The 20,435-nt window shown below is 30.0% G+C and carries 21 protein-coding genes; 12 read left to right on the forward strand and 9 right to left on the reverse strand.

Annotated elements, in window-relative coordinates; all coding sequences use genetic code 11:
- The first annotated feature begins 11 nt into the window (after nucleotides 1–11).
- The 3 genes from NZ841_00870 to NZ841_00880 are packed head-to-tail and all read left to right on the forward strand — an operon-like array spanning nucleotide 12 to nucleotide 2,062.
- On the forward strand, nucleotides 12–1,037 hold the full coding sequence (locus NZ841_00870; protein MCS7201319.1) for an aminotransferase class I/II-fold pyridoxal phosphate-dependent enzyme: 1,026 nt from the start codon (nucleotides 12–14) through the stop codon (nucleotides 1,035–1,037).
- Nucleotides 1,030–1,635: a DUF6062 family protein gene (locus tag NZ841_00875; GenBank protein MCS7201320.1), complete on the forward strand. Its 606-nt coding sequence runs from the start codon at nucleotides 1,030–1,032 to the stop codon at nucleotides 1,633–1,635. The genes NZ841_00870 and NZ841_00875 overlap by 8 nt, the downstream gene beginning before the upstream one ends.
- Nucleotides 1,625–2,062, forward strand: coding sequence for a hypothetical protein (locus tag NZ841_00880; protein ID MCS7201321.1), 438 nt, complete (start codon nucleotides 1,625–1,627; stop codon nucleotides 2,060–2,062). The genes NZ841_00875 and NZ841_00880 overlap by 11 nt, the downstream gene beginning before the upstream one ends.
- Here NZ841_00880 and NZ841_00885 read toward each other — a convergent pair.
- Genes NZ841_00885 through NZ841_00905 form a run of 5 tightly spaced genes read right to left on the reverse strand, consistent with a single transcriptional unit; the run spans nucleotide 2,010 to nucleotide 7,512 of the window.
- Nucleotides 2,010–4,073 (reverse strand): transglutaminaseTgpA domain-containing protein, encoded by a 2,064-nt coding sequence (locus NZ841_00885; GenBank protein MCS7201322.1) that lies wholly within the window; start codon nucleotides 4,071–4,073, stop codon nucleotides 2,010–2,012. The genes NZ841_00880 and NZ841_00885 overlap by 53 nt on opposite strands.
- Nucleotides 4,066–5,160 carry a DUF58 domain-containing protein gene (locus tag NZ841_00890; protein MCS7201323.1) on the reverse strand — a complete coding sequence of 365 codons (1,095 nt, stop codon included), beginning with the start codon at nucleotides 5,158–5,160 and terminating at the stop codon, nucleotides 4,066–4,068. The genes NZ841_00885 and NZ841_00890 overlap by 8 nt, the downstream gene beginning before the upstream one ends.
- Nucleotides 5,157–6,122, reverse strand: a complete 966-nt coding sequence (locus tag NZ841_00895) for a MoxR family ATPase (GenBank protein MCS7201324.1) — start codon at nucleotides 6,120–6,122, stop codon at nucleotides 5,157–5,159. Before NZ841_00895 ends, NZ841_00890 begins: the two co-directional genes overlap by 4 nt.
- Nucleotides 6,123–6,146: 24 nt before the next feature.
- Complete coding sequence (locus NZ841_00900) at nucleotides 6,147–6,482, reverse strand: cupin domain-containing protein (GenBank protein MCS7201325.1); 336 nt, start codon at nucleotides 6,480–6,482, stop codon at nucleotides 6,147–6,149.
- 13 nt (nucleotides 6,483–6,495) lie between these two features.
- Nucleotides 6,496–7,512 (reverse strand): zinc-dependent alcohol dehydrogenase family protein, encoded by a 1,017-nt coding sequence (locus tag NZ841_00905; GenBank protein MCS7201326.1) that lies wholly within the window; start codon nucleotides 7,510–7,512, stop codon nucleotides 6,496–6,498.
- Nucleotides 7,513–7,616: 104 nt separating this feature from the next.
- Between NZ841_00905 and NZ841_00910 the strand changes: the two genes are divergently transcribed.
- On the forward strand, nucleotides 7,617–8,840 hold the full coding sequence (locus NZ841_00910) for an endonuclease Q family protein (protein ID MCS7201327.1): 1,224 nt from the start codon (nucleotides 7,617–7,619) through the stop codon (nucleotides 8,838–8,840).
- Here NZ841_00910 and NZ841_00915 read toward each other — a convergent pair.
- Genes NZ841_00915 through NZ841_00925 form a run of 3 tightly spaced genes read right to left on the reverse strand, consistent with a single transcriptional unit; the run spans nucleotide 8,837 to nucleotide 11,276 of the window.
- The gene (locus NZ841_00915; protein ID MCS7201328.1) at nucleotides 8,837–9,631 is read right to left on the reverse strand and encodes a DUF4032 domain-containing protein; all 795 of its coding nucleotides are present in this window, start codon (nucleotides 9,629–9,631) and stop codon (nucleotides 8,837–8,839) included. The two genes, NZ841_00910 and NZ841_00915, sit on opposite strands and share 4 nt — an antisense overlap.
- Nucleotides 9,628–10,212 carry a metallophosphoesterase family protein gene (locus NZ841_00920; GenBank protein MCS7201329.1) on the reverse strand — a complete coding sequence of 195 codons (585 nt, stop codon included), beginning with the start codon at nucleotides 10,210–10,212 and terminating at the stop codon, nucleotides 9,628–9,630. The genes NZ841_00915 and NZ841_00920 overlap by 4 nt, the downstream gene beginning before the upstream one ends.
- Complete coding sequence (locus tag NZ841_00925; GenBank protein MCS7201330.1) at nucleotides 10,209–11,276, reverse strand: bifunctional phosphoglucose/phosphomannose isomerase; 1,068 nt, start codon at nucleotides 11,274–11,276, stop codon at nucleotides 10,209–10,211. The genes NZ841_00920 and NZ841_00925 overlap by 4 nt, the downstream gene beginning before the upstream one ends.
- A 111-nt stretch (nucleotides 11,277–11,387) precedes the next feature.
- On the opposite strand from NZ841_00925, the gene NZ841_00930 reads away from it, so the two are divergent.
- From NZ841_00930 to NZ841_00940, 3 genes are read left to right on the forward strand one after another with little or no spacing between them, the layout of a single operon-like run.
- Entirely contained in the window at nucleotides 11,388–11,798 is a 411-nt protein-coding gene (locus NZ841_00930; GenBank protein ID MCS7201331.1) for an OsmC family protein, read from the forward strand.
- Between the two features lie 15 nt (nucleotides 11,799–11,813).
- A complete protein-coding gene (gltX, locus tag NZ841_00935; protein MCS7201332.1) occupies nucleotides 11,814–13,250 on the forward strand; it encodes a glutamate--tRNA ligase in 1,437 nt (478 codons plus the stop codon).
- The gene (locus NZ841_00940) at nucleotides 13,237–13,872 is read left to right on the forward strand and encodes a YaaC family protein (protein ID MCS7201333.1); all 636 of its coding nucleotides are present in this window, start codon (nucleotides 13,237–13,239) and stop codon (nucleotides 13,870–13,872) included. Before gltX ends, NZ841_00940 begins: the two co-directional genes overlap by 14 nt.
- On the opposite strand, the gene NZ841_00945 is transcribed toward NZ841_00940, so the two are convergent.
- Nucleotides 13,842–14,882 carry a polyprenyl synthetase family protein gene (locus tag NZ841_00945; protein ID MCS7201334.1) on the reverse strand — a complete coding sequence of 347 codons (1,041 nt, stop codon included), beginning with the start codon at nucleotides 14,880–14,882 and terminating at the stop codon, nucleotides 13,842–13,844. The two genes, NZ841_00940 and NZ841_00945, sit on opposite strands and share 31 nt — an antisense overlap.
- Before the next feature lie 95 nt (nucleotides 14,883–14,977).
- On the opposite strand from NZ841_00945, the gene NZ841_00950 reads away from it, so the two are divergent.
- Genes NZ841_00950 through NZ841_00970 form a run of 5 tightly spaced genes read left to right on the forward strand, consistent with a single transcriptional unit; the run spans nucleotide 14,978 to nucleotide 20,434 of the window.
- The gene (locus tag NZ841_00950) at nucleotides 14,978–16,009 is read left to right on the forward strand and encodes an SIS domain-containing protein (protein ID MCS7201335.1); all 1,032 of its coding nucleotides are present in this window, start codon (nucleotides 14,978–14,980) and stop codon (nucleotides 16,007–16,009) included.
- Nucleotide 16,010: 1 nt separating this feature from the next.
- The gene (locus NZ841_00955) at nucleotides 16,011–16,469 is read left to right on the forward strand and encodes a divergent PAP2 family protein (GenBank protein ID MCS7201336.1); all 459 of its coding nucleotides are present in this window, start codon (nucleotides 16,011–16,013) and stop codon (nucleotides 16,467–16,469) included.
- On the forward strand, nucleotides 16,466–17,680 hold the full coding sequence (locus tag NZ841_00960; GenBank protein ID MCS7201337.1) for a glycosyltransferase family 4 protein: 1,215 nt from the start codon (nucleotides 16,466–16,468) through the stop codon (nucleotides 17,678–17,680). Before NZ841_00955 ends, NZ841_00960 begins: the two co-directional genes overlap by 4 nt.
- A complete protein-coding gene (locus tag NZ841_00965) occupies nucleotides 17,673–18,773 on the forward strand; it encodes a DNA double-strand break repair nuclease NurA (GenBank protein ID MCS7201338.1) in 1,101 nt (366 codons plus the stop codon). Before NZ841_00960 ends, NZ841_00965 begins: the two co-directional genes overlap by 8 nt.
- Nucleotides 18,773–20,434 (forward strand): ATP-binding protein, encoded by a 1,662-nt coding sequence (locus tag NZ841_00970; GenBank protein MCS7201339.1) that lies wholly within the window; start codon nucleotides 18,773–18,775, stop codon nucleotides 20,432–20,434. The genes NZ841_00965 and NZ841_00970 overlap by 1 nt, the downstream gene beginning before the upstream one ends.
- The last annotated feature ends 1 nt before the right edge of the window (nucleotide 20,435 follow it).

Raw genomic sequence — 20,435 nt, forward strand, 5'->3', positions numbered from 1 at the left:
TAAGATGTACTATGAAGTATATTGATCTAAGAAGTGACACAGTTACAAAACCCACTGAGGAAATGAGAAAGGCTATGTATGAAGCAGAAGTTGGAGATGATGGTTATGGTGAGGATCCTACTGTAAATCTTTTGGAACAAAAATCAGCGGAAATTTTAGGGAAAGAGGCAGGACTTTTTTTGGTTTCTGGTACTATGGGAAACCAAACTGCCCTTCTTTCCTGGACATCTCCAGGAGAAGAAGTAATTTTAGAGGCAGAATCTCATATATTCTATTATGAGGTAGGAGGAATTTCTGCAAACAGTGGTGTTCAACCTCATATTATTTATGGGGAAGAGGGAATAATGGATATAGATAAAATTGAAAGAGCAATTAGACCTAAAGGAAGAGTTTTTCCTAAAACATCATTGATTATTTTAGAAAACACACATAATAGAGCAGGAGGAAAAGTCCTTCCTTTAGATTATATGAAGGAAGTTTATAATCTAAGTAGAAAGTATGGAATTCCTATTCATCTTGATGGAGCAAGGATATTTAATGCTGCTATTTATTTAAAAACTCCTGCAAAAGAAATAGCAAGATATGCAGATTCTGTAATGTTTTGCTTATCTAAGGGACTTTCATGTCCTATGGGTTCAGTTCTTGTAGGTCCAAAGGATTTCATTGAGAAAGCAAGAAAAAATAGACAGAGATTAGGTGGTGGATTAAGACAAGCTGGAGTAGTAGCAATTTGCGGACTTATTGCCTTAGAAAAGATGATTGATAGACTTGAAGAAGATCATATTAAGGCTAAAAAACTATATAGTTTTATAAAGGAAATTCCTATCTTTGATTTGAAAGAGCCTGAAACAAATATTCTAAAAGTAAGAATAAAAGAAAATTACAAATCCTTTGATCTTCTTGAAAAATTTAGGAAATATGGTCTTCTTGCAACAAGTTTTGATGAAAAAACCTTAAGATTTGTAACTCATAAAGACGTATCTTTTGAAGATATAGATAAGGCTTGTGAAATTATAGCAAAAATCACAAATGAATAATAAAAGACAAGGGAAAAATTTTACTCACATTGCTTGGGAGGAAGCTTTCCTTTGGGAGGGTTGTCCCTTATGTTTTCTTATTAATAAAAGCCTTTGGAAGATAGAAGATAATTTTTTATACGAATTAGTTAATGATCCTCAGATCAGAGAAAAAATTAGAAAAGGAAATGGCTTCTGTACAGAACATACTGTTCAATTATTAAATTTTAAAGATAGTCTTGGTATATCTATAATTTTAGACGATCTTATTAGAAATGTAATTATTCCCTCCCTTTCCAAAAAAACTTTACCTGAAAAGTTAAATTGTTTTATTTGTGAGAAAGAAGAAGAGATATTAAATATTTATCTATCAGTATTACCAGAACTTCTAACAAACGAAAAAAGTTTCAACCTATGGAAGGAATTTGCATATAGCTTTTGTCTTCCTCATTTAGAAATTATTAGAAAAAAACTACCAGATAATATAGTCAAGATTATAGAATCCCAAGATAAAAAGAAAAAATATCCTGAATATCTATATGGAAGCCCTTTATGGGACAGAGATTATTCAATGCTATTTTTGAAAAAAATTAGAATGAGAGAAAAGAATGAGTTTTGAAAAATGCCCATTATGTGAAAAAATAAAAGAAGAAAAACTAGTTATATACAATTCTATCTCGAAAAATTTTTTACCTTCTCTCTGTAAAGAACATTTTTACGAACTACTTAGAACAAAAGATTTATCTTTTATAGATTGGAGTAAGTATAAGATTGAAAAGTGTTATATATGCTCTTTAGAAGAAAAAATTGAAAAAGAGTTTTTAAAGGAATTTAAGGACTATTATAGACTTTGTATCTATCATCTAAAACAGGTACAAAACAAATTAAATAAAGAGGACTGGGAAAAATTAATTGAAAAATGGAAAAATTATCACCTTTATCTCAAAGAAATAATAGAGAGCTATGATTATAAAAAGAAAAATATAAAATCATCTAATCTTTATTTAATCCTTGACCATCTGCTAGGAATAGGTCGAAGGATTTAGCTTTTAATATTTCCTTTCCCTTTTTAATGAGTTTTTCTCTATATCTCTTTCTTTCCTCTTCTTTTAAAGGAGCAAATTTAAGAGCATAATATACGCTTACAAACTCTTTTATCTCGTCTCCTAATTTTCTTACCATTTCATAGGGAGAATTTCCAGAATCCAACAAATTTTTTCTCTTTAACATATTCATAACATTTAAAAAGATTCTATCTTCTTTTGTCAGCTGATATCTCCTAATTATTCTTACAAGAATATATATTAATAAAGCTAATAGAAAAATAAAAATAACGAAAAGATAAAAAGTGGATAAATTATATAAAAAGTAAAATAAATTATTAAGAAGTTGAGCAAGAGAATTGAAAATCAGCCCCAAAATATTATAATTTTCCTTTACTCTTACTTCTTCAATAATAGTTCCGAATGGAGTTGGATCTATAGGAATCCATCCAATAGGTTCTAAATAAATTTCAACCCAAGCATGAGCATTTTTCATTCTTACCTCATACATACCAGTCCATGGATTTAATTCTCCAGGAGAAAATCCTGTTATAAATCTTGAAGGTATTCCAATAATTCTTGACATAATAGCAAAAGCTGTTGCAAATTGTTCACAATATCCTTTTTTAGTGATAAATAAGAAATCCTCCACTGCATCTACATTATCTTTTAATGGGGGTATATCTAAAGAATAAGGATAATTCTCCTCTAAGAACTTCTCAATAGCTAAAATTTTTTCCCAAGGAGTTTTATAATTTTTTGTAATATCAAGAACTAATGTTTTAATCTTTGGGGAAATATTAGGAAGTTGAAGATATCTATTAAACTTAGTCTTATCAGGAATTTTTGCCTTTAATAATATTTTTGCAGATCTTATAGAAGTATCAGAATAGAAAGAAGTATATATCAAATTTTTTGGTATCTCAAAGGGACTTCTTACCCCACCCTCAGCATCTTTATAGATAAAAGGCGCAGGAAAATATAATCTTTGAGTTCCTTGAGGGATAAATATTATATTTCCTGTATCCTTTTCTATAAAATAAGTCGATCTAAACAGTCTTTCTTCAGGTAATGGATTTTCCGTTATTTGAAAAGGCTGAAAATCTGTAGTTATAGTATCCACTTCTTCTTCTAAACTTTGATACCAACCAAAACCATTATAAGTATCAAAAGCTAATCCTCGATGATACGTAGGAAAAGATGTAAGAACTCGAAAAACCAAGGAAGAAGAAGGAACTCCCCTTTGCCTCAAATCAACAAAAGGGGCAAAACCAAAATAATTTTCTGGATCATAAGGAAGAGGTTCAAATCTTCTTCCTTCAGGAAGTCGATATAAATAATAATTAGTTACTTGAACATTGGGAGTTCTTATTTCTCCTCTTAAAGCAGTAATTCTTTGAATGACTTGAGACATAATATCCTGTCTAAAAGTAAAGGGAAGGGAACGAGGAATAATAGGGAATAATAGAAATCCTATAAAAGCTATAGAAAGTATAGTACCTGAGAGGTATTTAGAGGACGGTCTGTAATTATTCAAAAGAGATAAAGAAATTATTAATCCTATCATATAAAAAAGTAAGAAAAATAAAAATATAGATTCTCTTGCAAAAACTCCCGAGATTACCACAAGAATCAAAGATATGAAAAAAGAAAAACTAAGATCTAATTTTGTGGGAAGATCAAAACTATGAAGAGCATTTAAGTTTATTAAAAAAGTAGCTAAAGGAATTCTTGGGTCGTAAGGTTGAGACAGAAGATTTTTAAAAAAATCTCTGAGGAGATATAACATAAATAAAGTCATAATTATTTTTAGAATAATACTTGTATTATATCTATTTTTGTAACTATAAATATAGCCAACAAAAGTAATAAAGATCACTCCTAAAATATAATCAATAGAGAGATTTAGGAAATACCAAACAGAAAAAATTGCTATTAAATTAAGATAGAAGATGCTCCCTCTTAAAATCTTTGAATTCTCGATTTCTATATTTATTTTTTTCATCCTACTCATAATTTAAGCTCCATAGATTTAAAAAATCATAAGGATTATCTTCTTTTTTAAATATATATAAAGAACTTTCGATCTTTCTATTATGAAATTCTACCCCAAGAAACTTTTTCTGTGAACAATGTTTATTTTCCCAAAATTTGTAATCTAAAGAAAATATTAAATCAAAATTTTCATTTAAATTAATTTCTTTATTATTCACTCTTTTAATCTCTAACTCTGCTAAAAAAATTTTCAGGGCATCCCAACTTTGGGGAACAAATAAATTCCATGAAGAAAAAGTTTTTATTTTCACTCTTAATCCTTGTTTTAAAGAAGAAAGAGCAATAGAATGAAGAAATCTAAGAAGTTGATCAAACTCCTCAAGAGTAGTATCATCAACTTCTTTTACACAATTATCCAATAAAAAAATAGGTTCAAGGATAGATAATCTCTCAAATTGTTTAGATATAAGCTCTCCCTTCTTTGCAGAAATCTTCCAAGCAATAATCTTTAAAGGATCTCCCTGAACATATTTTCTTAGAGAATGAACTTCTTCTCCAGAACGAGCAAAACTAGATATAGACGTTTTAAATCCTGAATCTCCCGGAATAACAATTTCTTTATAAATTTGATAATAAGATGGATAAATTAATGTTTTAGCATTTACCGAAAAATATTTTTTAATATAAAAAAGGCCAAAAGTTCCTGTAAACTTTATCCATAAATCCCTGAAATTTTCAATACCTCTTTTTTCGAAAAAGAATGGAAAATTTAGATATATCTCTTCTTTGCCCTTTATACTGCAAGAAACATACTTATCTTTCAAAATAATAAAAAATCTACCCTTCGGAAGAAAACCATTGTTCTTTATCTTTATTAGAATTATATCTTCTTCCTTTTCTTCTATAAGAGAAGGGGTTTTAAGTTCTAAACTTAAAAATAGAGGCTGATAAATTAGTTCTAAAAAAGAAAAGATAAATAATCCATAAATAAAGGAGGATAAAAGAATTAATGGTACAGAACTTACATTAATTCCAATAAAAGTTATTAGAAGATTTCCTGTAAAAAGAAAAAAACCGAGAAGAGTAAAATTTATACTTATTCTCAAGGAAGTTTTACCCTCGGAATTTTTATTTTCTCTAATATAGTTCTAATAACTTCTTCCCTTCTTTGTCGAGAACTTTCTACCTGCTCTTTAAGAACTATTCTATGGACCAAAACTGGAATAGCACATTCTAAAATATCATCTGGAATAACATAATCCCTTCCTCTTATTACTGCCATAGATTGACCTGCTCTCATTAAAGAGATAGAACCTCTGGGACCTGCTCCAAGGGCTATTTGAGGATTCTCTCTTGTATTTCGCACAATCTGAGTTATATATTCCAAAATATCTCTATGAATATATACATGTTTAATAAAATCTTGCATAGTCAACACATCTTCTTTATCTAAAACAGGCTCCAACTTCTCTAAAGGATGGAAAATTTTTTGTTTCTCTAGCATGGAAATTTCTTCTTCTTGGGAAAGATACCCCATAGTTAAGGATATGAAAAATCTATCCATTTGAGATTCAGGAAGAGGATAGGTACCAAAATGCTCTCTTGGATTTTGAGTTGCTATAACTAAAAAGGGCTTAGGTAAAGGATAATAAACCCCATCGATGGTAACGCCACCTTCATCCATGGCTTCTAAAAGTCCTGCTTGGGTTCTTGGAGAGGTTCTATTTATCTCATCTGCAAGAAGAATATTAGTAAAAATAGGTCCCTTTTTAAATTCGAATTCTAAGGTTTTGGGATTAAAAACATTTGTTCCTAAAATATCTGATGGCATCATGTCAGGTGTAAACTGAATTCTTTTAAAGGATAGATTTATACTCTCTGCTAAAGCCCTAGCAAGGATTGTTTTTCCAACTCCTGGAACATCTTCGATTAGAATATTTCCTTGACTTAAAAGTGCACAAATTACATAGTCAATAACTTTATCTTTTCCAATAATTACTTTCTTAATATTTTCTTTTAACTCTTTTACCTTATCAAAAATTTTTTCTTTTAAAATATTTTCTTTCATATTTCAATTATACAGCAAAAAAAATTATGTTTTACTATATTTGTCTTCAGGTAAATAAGGTACTTTGATAAATACTGCTAGAAAATCTTCTGAGGGATTTATAATATTATGTTCTTCATTAGGTTCTACTCTTATTGCATCCCCAATATTGATTTCAAATTTCTTTTCATCTACAATCATCTCTGCCTTTCCCGAAAGAACGTAAAATATTTCTTCAACTTCCTTATGATAGTGTATTCCTAACTCTTTTCCTGGGATTATTTTCACAATACCCCATTCAAGCTTTGGTCCCCTCATAAGATATTTAGGACCCCATTCTCCAAATCTAAATTCTTTATCTTTTTCATTAACTTTTTCCATATCAAAACCCTCCTTATATCTTAAGCACTTTTCCTCCTCTTATCTTTCCCTCTTTTAGATCAATAAGAGCCTTATTAGCATCTTCCAAATTATAAATTTGCACTTCTGGCTTAAGATTTAACTTCCCTGCAAGTTCTAAAAATTCTTCTAAGTCTTTTCTGGAAACATTAGCTGTAGTTTTTATTTCTTTTTCAAGCCAAAGATCCCTTTCATAACTTAATCCTAAAAGATAATTTTTATCTGATTCTTCTTTTCTTATGGCATTAATAACTAATCTTCCGCCTTTCTCAAGATTTTTGAGCACTAAAATTATAGGCCTCCATGCGGGAGTGGTATCAATAATAGCAGAGAGTTTTTCAGGAGTTTCTTCCTCAAAATCTCCTACCCAATAAGCAGAAAGCTCTTTTGCAAAATTTCTTTCTCTCTCGCTTCTTGCAAAAACGAAAATCTTAGAATTAGGATATAAAAATTGAATAATTTTAAGAAGTAAATGTCCAGAAGCACCAAAGCCAGAAAGGCCTATATTTTCTCCATCCTTTAAATTAGTAAGTTTTAAGGATCTATAACCTACTGCACCTGCACAAAGAAGAAGTGTAGACTCTTCATCAGTATAATTATCAGGAATTCTAAAAGCATAATCCTCAGAAATTAAAGTATATTCAGCATAACCCCCATCTACATCTCTTCCTGTAGCTTTAAAACTATCACAAAGGTTTTCTTTTCCCAAAAGACAAAATTTACACTTTCCACAAGAAGAATTTATCCATCCAATTCCCACTCTTTCCCCGATCTCAAATTTTTTTACCTTACTACCTTTTTCTATGACTCTTCCTACAATTTGATGTCCCAAAATTAAAGGAAATTTTGAGGGAGGAGTTCTTCCTTCTATAATATCAAGATCCGTCCTACAAACCCCACAAGCAGAAACTTTTACTAATATTTCATTTTCCTTTGGAGTAGGAACACTTACCTCCTCCATAATAAGAGGTTCTTTACATAATGAAAGATCGCACGTTTTTTTCAACAACATTGCTCTCATTTTTGTTTAATTATACCAAATTCTTATACTACTATTAACAATTTTACAATCTTAAACTAAAATTAATCTAAAAAAAATTAAATTAGAGGTGATATATGAGATTTATTGCAGATTTTCATATTCATTCGAAATATAGTAGAGCAACAAGTTCTGATATGAATCTAGAAAATTTGAGTAAATGGGCAAAATTAAAGGGAATAGATTTATTAGGAACTGGTGATTTTACTCATCCTCTTTGGTTTGCAGAACTAAGAGATAATCTGAAAGAGGATAATTACGGAATTTATAAATATAATGAAGTAAATTTCATTTTAACAACAGAGATTAGTAATATTTATAACCAAGAAGGAAAAGTAAGAAGAATTCACTCAATCATTTTTTCTCCTTCTCTTGAAATTTGTCATAAGATTAATGCCCTTTTAGGGAAAATAGGAGTTTTAAGTTCTGATGGAAGGCCCACCTTTGGAAAAAACCTAAAAGAGCTTCTTCCTCTACTTTGGGAAATCTCCGAGGAGATTTATGTTATTCCTGCTCATGCATGGACACCATGGTTCTCTATTTTCGGATCTAACTCCGGTTTTGATTCCTTAGAAGAAGCTTTTGGAGAATATTCAAATAAAATTTTTGCTATAGAAACAGGTCTTTCTAGTGATCCTCCTATGAATTGGAGATTAAGTAAACTTGATAATATCTGTCTCATCTCTAATTCCGATGCTCATTCTCCAAATAGATTAGGAAGAGAAGCTAATGTTTTCAATTGCAATATGGAATATAGAGAAATTTTTAAAGCTATAAAAAATCAAGATAAAAATAGGTTCTTATTTACTATAGAATTCTTTCCAGAGGAAGGAAAATATCATTTTGATGGGCATAGAAATTGTAATATAGTATTATCTCCCAAAGAAAGTATTAAATTAAATAATCTATGTCCCTCTTGTGGAAAACCTTTAACTATTGGAGTTGCCCATAGAGTAGAAGTATTAGCAGATAGAGAGGAGGGATATATACCTGAAAATAAAATACCCTATAAAAATCTTGTACCCTTAGAAGAAATAATAGCACAAGCCATAAACAAGGATGTTTCCTCTCCTTTTGTTCAAAATGAGTATTTTAAAATAGTCTCTACCTTAGGTAATGAATTAAGTGTTTTAATGGATATTCCTTTAGATGATATAAAAAAAGTTTCCGGAGAAAAAATCGCAGAAGGAATAAAACTTATGAGAGAAGGGAAAGTCAAAGTAGAGCCTGGATATGATGGGTTATATGGAAAGATAAAAATTTTCTCTTATGAAGATAAAGGACAACTCTCTTTATTCTAAAAAGGTAGTTTAAATAGATCAAAAATTTTGTCCTTTAGAGATGTACCAGGAAGAAGGTTTTTAAAATCCTCAATTGCTTTATGAAATCCAATATCGTATCCCTTTTTTTGACTTTCAAGCCATTTATGATCAGAAATATAAACATACAAATCTGCAAGAGTTCTTCCTGGAAAAGCCTCTAAAATTCTTTCTTTTTCTATAATTTTCAATATAGGAAGATAAATATTTTTATACCAATCTTTTGCTGCCTCTTTTATATTCACTTCTTTTCCTCTCTTCTCACTCATATAATATTTATGTTCCAAAATTTGATTCAAAAGTTTTTTATATTGACCTATTTCCGTGAGAATAATATCTTTTAATCCTGTAAGAAATTCAAAATCTGATCTTTCTCTGTAAAGAATATTCTCCACAGAATCTTCTGGAGGTAAGTATTCTATAACATGGGCATCTATTTCTTTCTGTCCTAACTTTCTTGCTATGGAAACTCTATGATTTCCATCTATTACGTAATATTCGTCTTTAATTTTATAAACTTCTATTGGAGGAAGAATTTTGCCTCTTAATATAGCATCTTCTAATTCTTTCAATCTTCGTAATGAACTTTCTTTTAAAGGTCTAAATTCCTCATCAAAATCTCTATATCTTCCAACGCTACCTACTATCTTATCTATCTCAATAGTCTGAAATCCAAGATCCCTCCATGCAATTAGTCTTTCTTCGTGGATTTTTTCCTTGAAATTTTTAAGATATCTTCTTCTTTTAAAAATTTTCTTTAAAAGATTTTTCATAAATCTAAAATTATAATTCCAGAACAATTGATAATCTTTGTATTTCCATATTCTGTAACTCTTGAACTTCTAAACTTATAGTTCATATGAGTATGTCCGTGAAGAAAATAAGATGGTTTATATTTCTCAATTAACCAAATAAAACTTTTAAAACCTTTATGAGAAAAATCATCACCTTCATGAATCCCAAAAGGAGGTGAATGGGCAACTACAATATCGATTCCCTTCCTTAACTGAAAGTATAATTTTTTAATCCTCCAGTTCATCTCTCTTTCAGTATACTGAAGGGGGCCACTACTATATTTAATAGAGCCCCCTAAACCTAGTATTCTTTTATCCTTAAACTTTATAATCCTTCCATCAATATTATCACATCCTTCTGGAGGTTCTCTAAGATATCTTTCATCATGATTCCCTAATACATAAAACACAGGAACATTCAGGATTGTAGTAAGATACACTAACAATTCTGGTAAAACATCTCCACAAGATATTACGGCTTCTACTCCTTTATAGGGAGTCACATCAAATTTTTCATAAAGAATTGGCGATTCGAAGTCTGATAAAGCTAATATTCTCAATTCAAACTTTGTCCTATTCTCAATTTAAGTTCATTAATAAATCCTATAGCAAAAGGATCTTTTTCTGCAAGATATGCAAGATAAACAGAAGTGAAATCACCCAAGTATGTAAGAGAAAAAAACTTAGTTAGAGAATACTTTCCTTCTCCTTGCCATAAAAAAACCTGTATTCCTCGATCTTCTAGTTTCTCTTTCATAAAATCAACTCTTATTTTCATTTCTCCATCTAAGGATATGTAAAGGAAAATGAGAAAGAAATTATTTATTATCTGGGAATCTGCCTCCCAAGCCATAATTTCATTATGATTTAGTTCAGGAAAGAAATGGGTAAAGGCTGGATACTTAGAATTCTCATTAAACTGGCACTTCCATCTGTACCCTGCAACTGCCCATCTTTCTTCTACCGAATATATTATAGGAATTTTCTTATTGATTCTTTCTGCCAAATCTTTTGCAGTGTTTTTAGTGATAGGAGTTTCTACTTTAAATTCCTCTCTTTTTCTCTTAAGATAATCTATGGTCTCATTTATTGCTTCTTTTTGCGAGGGAATTATTCCTAACCTATCTAATACAACTAAAGCTGGAATAGTTACATAACCTATTGCAGCTCTTGGAGCTAAACCTTTTGGAATTTTAATTAATGGAAGATTTTTTTCTTCTGCAAATTCTCCTAATTTTCCCCCAGTAGTTATAGAGACAATTCTTGCTCCTCTTTTATAAGATTCTATTGCGGAGTTTACAGTTTCTACGGTATTTCCAGAGTAACTAACCGCGATAACTAAAGTATTTTCATCTATATAGCTAGGAAGGGAATAATCTCTATTAACCAATATAGGAATCTTCGCACAATCAAAGGCAATAGCTTTTAAAATATCTCCCCCAATAGCAGAACCCCCCATACCTAAAACTAAAACTTTATTTATACTTTTTTCTTCAAATTTTAACTGAACATTGTAAGAAATATTACTTGCTTCTTCTATCTGCTCAGGAAGTTTATAAACAGAACCTAGCATATCCTGAGGATCAAGTCTTTTAAGCTCATCTATCTGATCTAATTTCTTCATATTCAATCCTCCTATACTTACAATTTTTGCTTATTTTAACTTATACCTTAATTATTGACAACACAATAAGTCTTTGTATACTGAATAAGAATTATAAATGGAGGTCAAAAAATGGAAACAAAGATAGTTTGGAATGGAAATATGAAATTCACAGGAACAACGCCTTCAAACTTTTCTATAATCATGGATGCCTCTCCAGATCATGGTGGAGAGAATCAAGGACCAAGACCTATGGAGTTAATTTTAGTTGCTCTTGGGGGATGCACAGGAATGGATGTTATTTCTATTCTTCAAAAGATGAAAGAAAAAGTAGAAACTTTTGAAATAAAAATCTCTGCAGAGAGAGCAGAAGAACATCCCAAAGTATATAGAAAGGTACATTTAGAATATATTTTTAAGGGAGAAAATCTAAAAGAGGAAAACATAAAAAAAGCAATTGAACTTTCTCAAACAAAATACTGTTCTGTCTCTGCAATTTTAAGAGGAACGGCAGAAGTTACTTATTCTTGGAAAATCTTATAAGAGAGGTAGAAGAAAATGAAAGATCTTCGGGTAAGAATTGCTCCTAGTCCTACAGGTTATCTTCATGTAGGAACTGCTCATACAGCTCTTTTTAATTGGCTATTTGCGAGACATAATAAAGGTAAATTTATTCTAAGAATTGAAGATACTGATAGAGAGAGATCCACAAAAGAGTATGAAGAAAACATATTAGAAGGTTTAAATTGGCTTGGCTTGAACTGGGATGAGGGACCATATTATCAAACCCAGAGATTGGAATTATATCAAAAATATGCTCAAAAACTTTTAGATTTAGGTTTTGCTTATTATTGCTATTGTACCCCTGAAGAATTAGAAGAAAGAAGGAAAATTGCTCTTCAAGAGAAAAGAGCTCCAAAATACGATAGAAAGTGTTTATATCTATCCTCAGAGGAAAGAGCGAAATATGAAAGAGAAGGAAGAAAACCTGCAATAAGGTTATTAGTTCCTCATGGAAAAACAGTCTTTAAGGATATAATTAGGGGAGAGATTGAGTTTAATAATGAGGATATTGGAGATTTTGTAATAATGAAATCCGATGGAATTCCTACGTATAATTTTGCTGTAGTAATTGATGATTATACTATGGGAATTTCTCATGTTATTAGAGGAGAAGATCATATCTCAAATACTCCAAAACAAATCTTTATCTATAATGCTCTTTCCTGGACACCACCAGAATTTGCTCACTTACCCTTATTACTTGGTCCTGATAGATCAAAATTAAGTAAAAGACATGGTGTAACATCAATTTCAGAGTATAGAAAAATGGGATATCTTCCTGATGCTCTAATAAACTATCTTGCACTTTTAGGATGGACCCCCCAAGAAGGAAAAGAAATATATACTAGAGAAGAATTAATAGAGCTTTTTGATTTAAGAAAAGTTACAAAGAATCCTGGAATTTTTGATATAACAAAATTAGAGTGGATAAATACTCAACATATAAGGGGACTATCAAAAGAAAAATTAGCAGAGCTAACTTTACCATATTTGCGGGAAGCTCAATTGATAAAAGAAGATTCTATAAATTGGGATTATTATCTTAAAGTTCTTTCTCTCTTACAAGAAAGATTAAAAACCCTCTCTCAAATAAAAGATTATGGGGATTATTTCTTCTTAGAAGAATTAGAATATGATAATGAGACTGTCAAAAAAGTAATTAAACATCCTGATACTCCTAAATTTTTAGGAATTCTAAAAGAAGCATGGGAAAAACTAGAGAATTTTTATTCTTATAATTTAGAAAAAACATTAAAAGAAATAGCAGAAAATTTAAATATATCTACAGGGATGTTAATACATCCTATAAGGGTCGCCTTAACCAACAAAACTGTAGGTCCAAGTTTATATGAATTAGTAGAAATATTAGGAAAAGAAAAAACATTAAGAAGATTAGAAAAATTTATCAGATACATAAATGAAAACCTTTAAAGAAATATTTGGAAATTCTCCTTATAAAATCTTTAATAAATTAGAAGAAAACTTATTAAATTCATTCTTTAAAGAAGGAGAAAAAATCTTTATCCATTATACTTTAAAACAAGCTCAATTATCCTTTAAAGCGAATAAAAAGGTAGATTTATATCTCTCTCCTCTTCTTTTATTTTACGGCATTGTTGCCTTAGCAAAAATCATAATTTTTCTGAAAACTTACGAGATACCAAGAGAAGTTTTACATGGCTTAACTGTTAGAGTTGCAGGAGAAAAATCTATAGATTGGAGCGAAAAATATGATCCAGGCAAGGAAACTATTTTAATAAAAGAAAAAGGCTTATTTCCTACATTTTTCAGATGCATCTCTCCTTTTCAAGTTCCCGAAGGAGAAAAATTTACTCTAGAAGAACTTTTTAAGTATTTAAACATGAATACTTCTCTTAACCCCCTAGCAATTCATTATTTGATTCTTTTTCTTTTGAGTATGTTAGCAAGATATGAACCCCAAAAATGGGGATGGACTCTGGAAAAAAGTAATTTTTCTAAAGAGATTAAGAATTATTTAAAGGATGCAGATTTAAGGATAATTCAACTTTGGAGAGAAAATATCAAATTGTAATAATTTTTAAGTAGTTCCTTTATTAGACTTAAATCAATTAACTCGTCATATTCCTCAAGAGCTTTATAACTTTTCTCAAAAAATCTTTCTGCAGTATTGATAGAGGCTTCTTTCACTCTCTTTCTGTCTAACATTTCTAAAATATATAAAATATCTTGTTCTAATAACCTCTCTCTATTCCAAATTTCAAAAAGCTTCTGTTTTTCTTTTTCCGATACTTCTTGGAGAAGATAAATTATTGGAAAAGTTTTTTTCTTTTTCCATAAATCTCCCAAGGATGGTTTACCTGTTTTTTTTGGATCTCCCCATATTCCAAGAACATCATCTGCAATTTGGAAAAATAATCCAAAATCTTTGCCAATTTCAAAAAACTTTCTTGATAGATCTTCTTTGTAATTTGCAGAAAAAGAACCCAAAAAGAAAGCAGTAGCAAAAAGTCTTGCAGTCTTCTTTTCAATCATGATCATATATTCTTTTAAATATACATCACTCCTTCTCTCAAAACTTAAATCCAAATATTGCCCCTCAATAAGTTCTTGGATAGCATTAGTAATTTCTCTAAGGCTTGTTCTCTGTAAAATTGGAGAGGAGATTTGAGTTAAAACTTGAAAACAAAGATTAAATAAAGAATCTCCCACATTAATAGCTTGTGGAATCCCCCAAAGTTTCCAAACAGTCCATCTATTATGCCTTTTTTCATCTCCATCTTGAATGTCATCATGAACTAGGGAAAAATTATGCAAAAACTCAAGAGAGGATGCTAGATTCAAAGCATCATCTAAAGGTCCATTAAAGGCTTGATTTATTAAGACACATAAAAGAGGTCTTAATCTTTTTCCTCCTTTATATTCAGTAAGAGGATTACCTTTCTCATCAACCCACCCCATATGATAAGCAGAAAAAAGATATAAGGGAAGAAAATTTGAAAACTTCTCCCAATTTTCCTGTAATTTTCTTTCTATTAACAGTAAATATTTTTGAAATTTATCCATGGTGGATTTATTATACATTATAAAGCCTTTATAAAGTCAATTCCTTGACACTATTATTTATTAGATGATAAACTTTCTTACACAATTTTAAAGATTTCATGGAGGAACAATAAATGGAGAAATACATGTATAAAGAAATAAAAGAAGGAGTTGAAGTTTTAGAAAAAATTGAAGAAAGAAAAGACAAAATTAAGAATATTGTTGAAGAAATAAGAGAATATAATCCTCAAAATATAATATTAGTTGCTCGAGGCACATCAGATAATGCAAGTATCTGGGGAAGATATTATATTGAATCTTATATTAAAATCCCTGTCTCTCTTTGTGCTCCCTCTTTGTATACTATATACCATACTCCTCCGATTCTTAAAAATTCTTTAGTTATTGCTATTTCCCAATCAGGAGAAAGTGAAGACATATGCGAAGTAATAAAAGAAGCAAATAAACAAAAGGCTTTTACCTTGGGAATAACAAACAATTCCGAGAGTAAATTGGCAAAAATTTCTAAAAGACTCATCCTTTTAAATGCTGGAGAAGAAAAAAGTGTAGCAGCAACAAAAACCTATTTAGCGGAATTAGGAGTATTATATCTTTTAGTAAATTTATGGATTAATAGAGATTATCTAAAAGAGTTTAAAGATCTTATTTCATCTTTAAAAGAGATCTTGAAAAGAGAAGAGGAAATTAGAGAAAAAACTATTCCTTATAAGTTTATGGAACATTGTGCTATCTTAGGAAGAGGTTATAATTTAGCCACTGCTCTGGAGATGGCATTAAAACTTAAAGAAACGTCCTACATTCTTGCAGAACCTTACTCTTCTGCTGATTTCTTACATGGACCATTAGCTCTCGTATCTCATGGATTTCCAGTATTTCTTTTTGCACCTAAAGGAGAAAGTATCTCCCATTCTAAAGAGGTAATTAAAATCTTAGAAGAAAAAAATGTTGACTTGTTTATTTTTTCAAATGAGGAATCTCTTTTCAATATATATAAAGGATTCTTTATAAAGTCCAATATTCCAGAAGAAATATCTCCTTTATTATTTATATTACCTGCCCAATTCTTCTCTTATTTCTTAACAACTTTAAAGAATCTCGATCCAGATCAACCAAGATTTTTGAAAAAAATTACAATAACTAAATAGTATGTTTGAGATTTTACAACTTCTTAAAAATCCTATTTTCTTAATACCAATAATTTCTGCAATAATTACTCAAGGAATAAAAGGAATAATAAGAAGTATTCAAGAAAAGAAAATAATTTGGAAAGCATTTTTTGAATGGGGAGGTATGCCTAGTTCTCATTCTGCGTTAGTAGTCTCTCTTTCTACTATTCTAGGCTTAAAAGAAGGATTTTCTTCTCCTCTATTCATCCTCTCCTTCTTTTTTGCAGGAATTGTAATTGCAGACGCTATAGGAGTTAGATTAGCAACAGAAGAACAGGCAAAAGTAATAAATAAAATTCTTCAAAAATATCCTCTAAATGAAAAGTATGATATAATTTTAAAAGAGTCAATTGGGCATACACCTTTTGAAGCAATAACAGGAGGAATATTGGGATTTATAATTTCATTAATTTACTATATAGGAATGATGTGCAAATGAATATAGCCTTTTTTAGTGACACTTATGAACCTCAAAAGAATGGTGTAGTTACAGCAATTAAAATGCAGAAGAACTTTTTAGAAAAAGAGGGACATAATGTTTATCTTTTTATTCCATACATTCCCAATTCTCCATCGGATGAAAATATATATAAATTACCATCTTTCGTTTTTCCTTTCCAAAGGGAACATAGAGTGGCAAATCCTTATTCTTTAAAATATGATCTTTTGTTTGGGAAATTGAAAGTTAATTTAGTTCATACTCATACACCTTTCTCTTTAGGAATTTTTGGATGGGGTCAGGCTAAAAAAAGAAATCTTCCCTTAATACATACCTTCCACACAATATTTGAAGAATATGCATACTACATATGGGATCATTTCCCAAAAATAATTAAAAAGAAAATAATTAAAGAAAAAGAAGCAAGAGAAATAGCAATTTGGTTAAGTAAGAGTTATTGTGAACTTTGTGATTTAATAATAGCTCCATCTACAAAGGTCAAAAAATTATTGGAAAATTATGGGGTTAAAAAACCTATTATAATCTTGCCTAATGGTTTAGATTTGAAGGACTTTAAACCCATCGATAAAAAAATTGCCCGTGAAAAAAGAAAGTTTCCTATAGATGGAATAATCCTATTATTCGTTGGAAGATTAGGAAGGGAGAAAAATATAACTTTCCTTTTAAAAGTAATGAAATGGCTTATAAATAATTCAAATTATCCCTATTATCTTGTAATAGTTGGAGACAATCCTGATAAGAGGGTAAAAGAGGAATTAATAAAGGAAGCAGAAAAATATAAAATTAGAGATAGAGTTATATTTACAGGATATTTAGAATATCCTCAGGTCATTGAATCCTACTATTCTGCAGATATATTTGTATTTGCTTCTTTAACAGAAACCCAAGGTATGGTAGTTGGAGAAGCCTTGTTTTCAGGACTTCCCGTGATTGCTCTAGAGGATCTTGCTATAGGTGATTTCATTAAAAATGGAGAAAATGGATTTCTAGTTCCTTGTAATAAGAATAGTATTGAAGAATTTGGAAAAAAAATTATCCTTTTAACAGAAAATAAAGAGATTTATTACACTTTATCTCAAAATGCAAAAATAAGCGCAGAAAATATAAGTTCTGAGAAATTAAACAAAAGGTTGTTAGAAATCTATGAAAGAACAGTATTAGATTTCAAAAAAGAAAGAAAATATGCCTGATTTTGTTTCCCTATTTTTAGAAGAAGTAAGAAAAAAGAAAAACAAATTATTAACTATACTTAATTGGGACAATATAAAAGAGGAGGCTTTTAAAAGATATTTTGAAAATCATTGGCACTCTTTTTCTGAAGAAGAATTTAATCTACCAAGCTTTGCTGTGGATGCTTCACAAAGAATTCTTTCTCTTGCTTTTGGCCCTTATCTTATTATCTCTCAAGGTTTGATTTTAGGAAGAGACAATTATGAAGAAGCAAAAGTAAATATAGAAGCTCTTCCAGGATCTATCTCTCAAAATCAATTAGAGCATATATCTGATATTATTCTTCAAGATATTGAAATAGAACTCGCATTAAAGGTTTTAGAAAAAGAAAAACCTCCTTATGTTCTTTTCATAGATGGCTCTCTTTCCGCAAGAATATCCCACATAATTTATCTGTTATCTTTAGACCTTGGGGAATATAATGAGCTTACCTTTAAAGTTCTTGAAAAGACTCTAAGACTAGTTAAATTATCAAAGGAGAAAGAAATTTATCTCATATCGATTTCAAAGATAAGTAGAGATACCTTTTTATCTCAAATAATTTTAGAGTCTGAGGGAAAAATTATAAAATCGAAATATTATCCTACAGATACAGAATTAATATCTATTATTATTCCTAATAAAACAGGCTTTTCAACACCTATTCTTTTAGGGGGAAAGAGGAGTCTTGGAAAAAAGCAAATGGAAATTATAGAAAGTAAATCTAGTATTAAAAATTTACTTGAAAATGTTTCAGCTTTCGTGAATTTTTATATAAGGCTCATTCCTAATGATTCTCCTTTGAGAGTTGATTTTCCTTGTTACCTTATAAAAAGAGAAGATTTATTTCTATCTTTAGATTATCAGATTTTACCCCAAACGGATCTTAGAGGTATAATATCATTAATAAGAAATAATTGTGCTGGAGCTAATATATATCAGACTCATCTTTATCTTGTAGATAGATTAGTAAGAATAAGACGAGAACCTGACTTAGAAAGATATAGATTTATTTTAGAAAAGGAATTAGGAAAAATATTACCTTTAGATAGAAGTCAGAGGAGGTTCTTTTAATGGAAGAAGAAAAATGTGTTGGATATTTAGTTGGAGAAAGCTTCTGTGATAGATTTCAATTTGTAACTACACGAGAAAAAGCACCAAAAAGATTAGAATATGTAACAATAAAAGGAATAGCAACTCCTGAAGAAGAAGTAGAAGTTTTAGCCCAGGTAGAGTCTTTAAGAGCCTTCTCTGAGGTTCTGGATGAGCATCAAGAATATGAAACAACAAATAAAATTTTAGGGTTAAATTATGTTATTCCTACCCAACTTATTGCAGAAGCAAGGGTTTTAGGATATTTAGATAAAAATAATAATATACAGTTTCCAAGATCTGTAGCTCTTCCTGGTTCTCCTGTTTTTTTAGCTCCTGATTCTCTTCTACAAAGATTTTTTAGTCATGGTAAAAGCAATTCTATAGAAATAGGTACTCTTCTCTATCGACCTAATGTGAAGGTTACCTTAGATCCTAATGGATTAAGAAGACATCTTGCAATAATCGCTCAAACAGGAGCAGGAAAGTCTTATTTAACAGGACTTCTAATTGAAAAATTAGTAAAATTAGGCGCAACAATATTAGTTTTTGATCCAAACAGTGATTATGTACTTTTAAGAAGGAAAAGGAATTTAAAAGAATTTTCCTCTATTTCGGAAAATGTTACAATTTATAGAATTCCAGAAATACCCACCCGATTTTCAGAAGTAGAAATGGGAGGAATTGAAAAATTTTCCATAAAGTTTAATGAATTAGAAGATGAACAGATTCTTGAAATCTTAGGAATTGATGAAAAAATGACAAACATTAGAAATTCTATAGAGCATGCTCTTCAAGAGTTAAAAAGTGAAAGAAGAGATTTTACTCCAGAAGACTTGTATAATAAATTATCTCAATATACAGGAGATATAGATGAAGAAAAAACTCTTTCCTTTGAAAATTATGACATTGAGATAGCAAAAAAACACCAAAAAAAAACAAAACTCAATGAAGACTTAGTAAATGGTGCGAGAAAAGCCTTAAAATATGTCAGATGGATAAAGGATTATCCCATTTGGGGATTTGAAGATATAAAATTAGAGAAGATTTTGAAACCATCACATATTACTGTAGTAGATTTGGCAGGCTTAGAAAAAAATCTAATGGATTTAATTGTAAGCCATTTATTAAATGAAATCTGGATGAAAGCAAAATCTGAAGGATTAAGATATCCCTTATTTATTGTTTTAGAAGAAGCCCATAACTTTGTTCCTAATGATAAAGAAAATAGAGGAAAGAGTGCTAGATTGATAAATACAATAGCCTCAGAAGGAAGAAAATTTAAAGTTTTTCTTATAGTTATTACTCAGCGACCATATAAAATTAGCAGTAATACTCTCTCTCAATGTGGGAGTCAAATAATTATGAAACTTACAAATCCTAACGATCAAAATGCAGTAAAGGAAGCATCTGAAGCTTTATCCGAAAGCCTATTTAGAGACCTTCCAGGATTAAATATAGGAGAAGCAGTTATTGTAGGAAATCTTACAAGAGTTCCTGTAATTGTTAAAATTGGGGATAGAGAAACTGCAGAGGGAGGGTATGATATAGATTTAGAAAAAGAATTTGAAAAAGCAAGAAAAGATTCTTTAATATCCGAAGAACCTTTTATTCCCTTACAAGAAATGGAGAGCGAGATTTAAA

It is taken from the genome of Dictyoglomus sp. (assembly GCA_025060475.1).
GTDB lineage: Bacteria > Dictyoglomota > Dictyoglomia > Dictyoglomales > Dictyoglomaceae > NZ13-RE01.

Excerpts from the sequence above, each read along its gene's own strand:
- NZ841_00875 (MCS7201320.1), top strand. The coding sequence starts at position 1,030 with ATGAATAATAAAAGACAAGGGAAAAATTTTACTCACATTGCTTGGGAG.
- NZ841_00945 (MCS7201334.1), bottom strand. The coding sequence starts at position 14,882 with ATGTATAATAAATCCACCATGGATAAATTTCAAAAATATTTACTGTTA.
- NZ841_00910 (MCS7201327.1), top strand. The coding sequence starts at position 7,617 with ATGAGATTTATTGCAGATTTTCATATTCATTCGAAATATAGTAGAGCA.
- NZ841_00950 (MCS7201335.1), top strand. The coding sequence starts at position 14,978 with ATGGAGAAATACATGTATAAAGAAATAAAAGAAGGAGTTGAAGTTTTA.
- NZ841_00885 (MCS7201322.1), bottom strand. The coding sequence starts at position 4,073 with ATGAGTAGGATGAAAAAAATAAATATAGAAATCGAGAATTCAAAGATT.
- gltX (MCS7201332.1), top strand. The coding sequence starts at position 11,814 with ATGAAAGATCTTCGGGTAAGAATTGCTCCTAGTCCTACAGGTTATCTT.
- NZ841_00870 (MCS7201319.1), top strand. The coding sequence starts at position 12 with ATGAAGTATATTGATCTAAGAAGTGACACAGTTACAAAACCCACTGAG.
- NZ841_00925 (MCS7201330.1), bottom strand. The coding sequence starts at position 11,276 with ATGAAGAAATTAGATCAGATAGATGAGCTTAAAAGACTTGATCCTCAG.
- NZ841_00965 (MCS7201338.1), top strand. The coding sequence starts at position 17,673 with ATGCCTGATTTTGTTTCCCTATTTTTAGAAGAAGTAAGAAAAAAGAAA.
- NZ841_00930 (MCS7201331.1), top strand. The coding sequence starts at position 11,388 with ATGGAAACAAAGATAGTTTGGAATGGAAATATGAAATTCACAGGAACA.
- NZ841_00955 (MCS7201336.1), top strand. The coding sequence starts at position 16,011 with ATGTTTGAGATTTTACAACTTCTTAAAAATCCTATTTTCTTAATACCA.
- NZ841_00900 (MCS7201325.1), bottom strand. The coding sequence starts at position 6,482 with ATGGAAAAAGTTAATGAAAAAGATAAAGAATTTAGATTTGGAGAATGG.
- NZ841_00895 (MCS7201324.1), bottom strand. The coding sequence starts at position 6,122 with ATGAAAGAAAATATTTTAAAAGAAAAAATTTTTGATAAGGTAAAAGAG.
- NZ841_00880 (MCS7201321.1), top strand. The coding sequence starts at position 1,625 with ATGAGTTTTGAAAAATGCCCATTATGTGAAAAAATAAAAGAAGAAAAA.
- NZ841_00960 (MCS7201337.1), top strand. The coding sequence starts at position 16,466 with ATGAATATAGCCTTTTTTAGTGACACTTATGAACCTCAAAAGAATGGT.
- NZ841_00970 (MCS7201339.1), top strand. The coding sequence starts at position 18,773 with ATGGAAGAAGAAAAATGTGTTGGATATTTAGTTGGAGAAAGCTTCTGT.
- NZ841_00905 (MCS7201326.1), bottom strand. The coding sequence starts at position 7,512 with ATGTTGTTGAAAAAAACGTGCGATCTTTCATTATGTAAAGAACCTCTT.
- NZ841_00915 (MCS7201328.1), bottom strand. The coding sequence starts at position 9,631 with ATGAAAAATCTTTTAAAGAAAATTTTTAAAAGAAGAAGATATCTTAAA.
- NZ841_00940 (MCS7201333.1), top strand. The coding sequence starts at position 13,237 with ATGAAAACCTTTAAAGAAATATTTGGAAATTCTCCTTATAAAATCTTT.